The sequence below is a fragment of the Allobosea sp. P4_C6 genome, assembly GCF_056402015.1.
In genome coordinates this window covers 1-3,143 of record NZ_JBFUIF010000156.1, presented here as the reverse complement: position 1 = coordinate 3,143, position 3,143 = coordinate 1, and the positions used below count along the sequence as shown (strand labels likewise).

Sequence of the window (3,143 nt, the reverse complement as noted above, 5' to 3'; positions counted from 1 at the left end):
CGCCATCCTCGTGCCGCTGCCGCCGGATCTGGCGCCAGAAGAATTCGATCGCCGATTTGACGCTGAAGCCAGACATGGCGCGCTCGATCGCTGGCTTCTGAATCAGGTCGGCCGCGATCACGCGGCGGCGCTCGGCGTGGATCCTGTGATTGGACAGCGGCTGACAGCCTACCCGGGCGGGTCGCGGCCGCGGCTGTCGCCCGCCGAGGAAATCATGATCTTCAACTGCTGCTACTCCGGTCCGGATCGCGCCATCGCGATCGCCGAAAACATCCTGCTCCAGCATCTCGGCCTGGTTGGCTGACTCTTCAAAGCCGTCGAAGGCCAGGTCCCGCTGGTATCGACGCAATTTGGAAGGCTTGGGAAATTGGGCTGTCCATTCGGCATTGGTTGACGAGAGAGGGGCATTGGATGGGCAGCTGCGGTTATTACCATTTCTGCAGAAGTGGTAATAACCGAACCGGTAGCGAACCTCGCTCGAACGGTTCACAAGCGGAGCTTCCTGCACTTCGGCTCCGCGGCGCTCCGTGTCGATCAAGGGCCGACCTTGTCGAATGGCCGCGATCGTGCTCTTGCCTCTGAGCGTTGGAGCGGTGATTTCAATCGATCAGAGGAAAAGGCGTGTTTCAGATCAAAGCCGCGATCCGTGCAGCAAGGTTAGTGAGAGAGCCGCGACCGCGATCGAGGCGTTCAGGCGGCTCCGGGACATCCAGGCACGGGCGAGTGTGACCGCTTGCTCTGTTCTGAAGAACGGGGTGTTGTTCGGTGAGTCTGAACTTCTGAGCGCTGCGACCGTCGAAGAACTGCGGATCAAGTCTGAAATGTGAGATCCGCGGTCGCTAACGCGAGTCCGGACAAAGAAGACGGCCTGGTGCGTTGCTTGACAAGCAGCCGTCTCCCGGTCGGCTCTTGAGTTACGACGGGCGGCGTCTTGCGCGGCCCCTCAGCTTTTGATCTCGACGACCAAGTGCTCATCAAGGCGCGCGTTTGAGAACAGCGTGCCGGCGGCGTTGCAGAGGATCCGCGTTCCGCCGGGCGGAGCATATCGATGCTGCGATGGATGTGGCCGTGCACCCATAATTCGGGCCCGCCCACGTCGGTCAGGTTGGATAAGTCGGAAGCTGAGTTTCCGGCGATCGGCCATCGCGACGCATTCTGGCAAAGGCGCGGGGTGTGTGACCACGACACGGGGGAGGGAGCTTTGCTGGTCGATCAATTGCGTGAGGCGTTCGCAGGCTGCGAGATGCAATTGGCGGGCGTCCCGCGCTGTGAAAGGCCGCTCCTCATGGCCGTCGCAACGCAAATATCTTCGCCGGTTGGCAATGAATCGTCGATCACGCCGGCGAGCGCGTAGTCCGACCACAGAGTCGTGCCGATGAATCGGATACCGTCGAGATCGACAGCCTCGCCCTCGAGCAGAGTTCCGGGCGACGGATCTGCCGTGGGCATCGACGAATAAATCTCGGCGCGGAAATGCTCATGGTTGCCGAGCGTAGTGACGATCGGCTTGTCGCCAGCCAAGCGTCGCAGAAATTCGAAGCCGCGGCCCACATTCCCCCCCCCAAATATCGCCGGCAGACACCAGCACATCGAAATCGGGAGGTGCTGGCCGGAACGCATCCGGGAAAGGCAGCGATTCAAGGTGCAGATCGCTTAGAATCCAGAGCTTCAAGAGATCGATTCCTTGTCGAAAACCAAACGAACGGAGGCGTTACGGCTGCGGCTTGGGTTGCCCATTTTGTTTCGAAATCCCGTGCGCATGACCCAGACTCGCACGGGCTCGAACGTCGGGGAACCCCCTTTCGACTCCTCAGTTGCGAAGCATGCTGTCCGAAGAAACCAAAATTGCATGGCTTCGCGATATCCCTAAGAGCCAGCGGAAGTCCCTGGCCACGAAAAACGCGGTCGCCTGCCCGATAAGCCGACGGCGAAATCGCCGCTCGCGGATTCGCCGAATAATGGAACGGACGGGCGCGCTGCACTCGTGATCATTCATTGAATAATCGCGGCAGATATCATTGAGAGAGGTGCTGCATGGCTCGGTCCGAACGGATTCCGGAGATGATCGATTCCGGCGTCGTGCGGAATCCCGCCGAAGCTCAGGCGATCCGCGGCGCCACCGTGCTCGGACAACCCGGCGGTGGGCGGTGCTGGTGCGCTATGGCGCCTTGGAGCGGGCGGTCGCCTCGACCCGCCGGCAGCTGCGGACCTGGCATCTCAACTGCGCGGCGGCCTTCGGAGCTCGGGCTCGCCCATTTCGAGGTCGATGCCAGCGGCCATGAGGAGGCCGACGGGCACCGTCGGGCGCGACCAGGCCGAGCGGTTGCGGCGCTAGCGCGAGGCAGTGGACCACGATGCATGGTTTAGGGCTGAAGTGCGGGCCGGTCTTGAGGAGGCCGATCGTGAGGACCTGATCAAAGCTGACGAGGCCTTCGGGGCGGTCGAAGCGGTCATCTCGGCGACGTCCCGGCGCGCATGAAGGTGGTACACAGCTGTCGGGCGCTGCAAAATTTGGCGCGCCGTGCAAGCATCATGGCTCAGGACGATCCGAGCGCGGCGCGTGACCAGGTCGCCCGGATTCGCGCGTCGGTCGAGAAGTTCGGCGGGTTTCCGGAAATGGGCCGGGTCGGCCAGATTGAGAGCACCCGGGAGTTCGCGCCGCCCGGGACGCTCTTCATCGTGGTCTACCGCGTCGAGGCAGAACGCATCGTGATCGTGCGCGTCCTGCAGGCCGCCAGAAGTATCCCTAGCCCTGACGGCTTTCAGGAGTGGCTGGTTGGTTCATCGGCTTCTGGCGCGAATTTGCCAGAAGCGTCCGGCCGGCAAGTCGAAACCGCTCGCCCTGGTCCCCCTTTGCGTTGATAGCCTCTTTCAAGGCGACCAGGGCGCCCATGAAAATCTCTCGGTCGAGCTGCAGCGCGCCTGTCTGCCTGTCCAGCAGACCGGCGAGGCCCATCAGGCCGGCGGCCTCCAGCATCTGGTGCGTCCGCGCTTTCCTGGCTGCCTCAGACTCGGCCTTCCGGGTTTGGGCCTCTAGCCTCGACCGGTTTTTTTTGGCGTCCCGGGTTCGTTGTCGCGCGATCTGCTCAGTCCGCAAAGCGGCAAAAAGTTTTTGCTCTGGCGGAGTCCGGTCCCTCTTAAAG

The 3,143-nt window shown here is 62.4% G+C and carries 5 protein-coding genes; 3 read left to right on the top strand and 2 right to left on the bottom strand.

All coding sequences use genetic code 11. From position 1 onward, the window contains the following. Together AC1DVA_RS27250 and AC1DVA_RS27245 are read left to right on the top strand one after the other, a co-directional pair. A partial coding sequence (locus tag AC1DVA_RS27250; RefSeq protein ID WP_476807966.1) for a hypothetical protein occupies nt 1–304 on the top strand: 304 nt, incomplete at its 5' end. Nucleotides 305–554: 250 nt separating this feature from the next. Beyond that, nucleotides 555–827 (top strand): hypothetical protein, encoded by a 273-nt coding sequence (locus AC1DVA_RS27245; RefSeq protein ID WP_476807965.1) that lies wholly within the window; start codon nt 555–557, stop codon nt 825–827. Nucleotides 828–1,212: 385 nt separating this feature from the next. Here the strand turns inward: AC1DVA_RS27245 and AC1DVA_RS27240 are convergent, their stop codons facing one another. Next, a complete protein-coding gene (locus tag AC1DVA_RS27240; protein ID WP_476807964.1) occupies nt 1,213–1,521 on the bottom strand; it encodes a hypothetical protein in 309 nt (102 codons plus the stop codon). A 954-nt stretch (nt 1,522–2,475) separates the two neighbouring features. Here AC1DVA_RS27240 and AC1DVA_RS27235 point away from each other — a divergent pair. Beyond that, a complete protein-coding gene (locus AC1DVA_RS27235) occupies nt 2,476–2,862 on the top strand; it encodes a type II toxin-antitoxin system RelE/ParE family toxin (protein WP_476807963.1) in 387 nt (128 codons plus the stop codon). On the opposite strand, the gene traD is transcribed toward AC1DVA_RS27235, so the two are convergent. Beyond that, nucleotides 2,747–3,143, bottom strand: a 397-nt coding sequence (gene traD / locus AC1DVA_RS27230) for a conjugal transfer protein TraD (protein ID WP_476807962.1), incomplete at its 5' end; no start/stop codon positions are given. The two genes, AC1DVA_RS27235 and traD, sit on opposite strands and share 116 nt — an antisense overlap.

Bases quoted from the DNA above. Each gene is read 5' to 3' on its own strand.
- AC1DVA_RS27245 (WP_476807965.1), top strand. From the start codon at position 555: ATGGCCGCGATCGTGCTCTTGCCTCTGAGCGTTGGAGCGGTGATTTCA.
- AC1DVA_RS27235 (WP_476807963.1), top strand. From the start codon at position 2,476: ATGAAGGTGGTACACAGCTGTCGGGCGCTGCAAAATTTGGCGCGCCGT.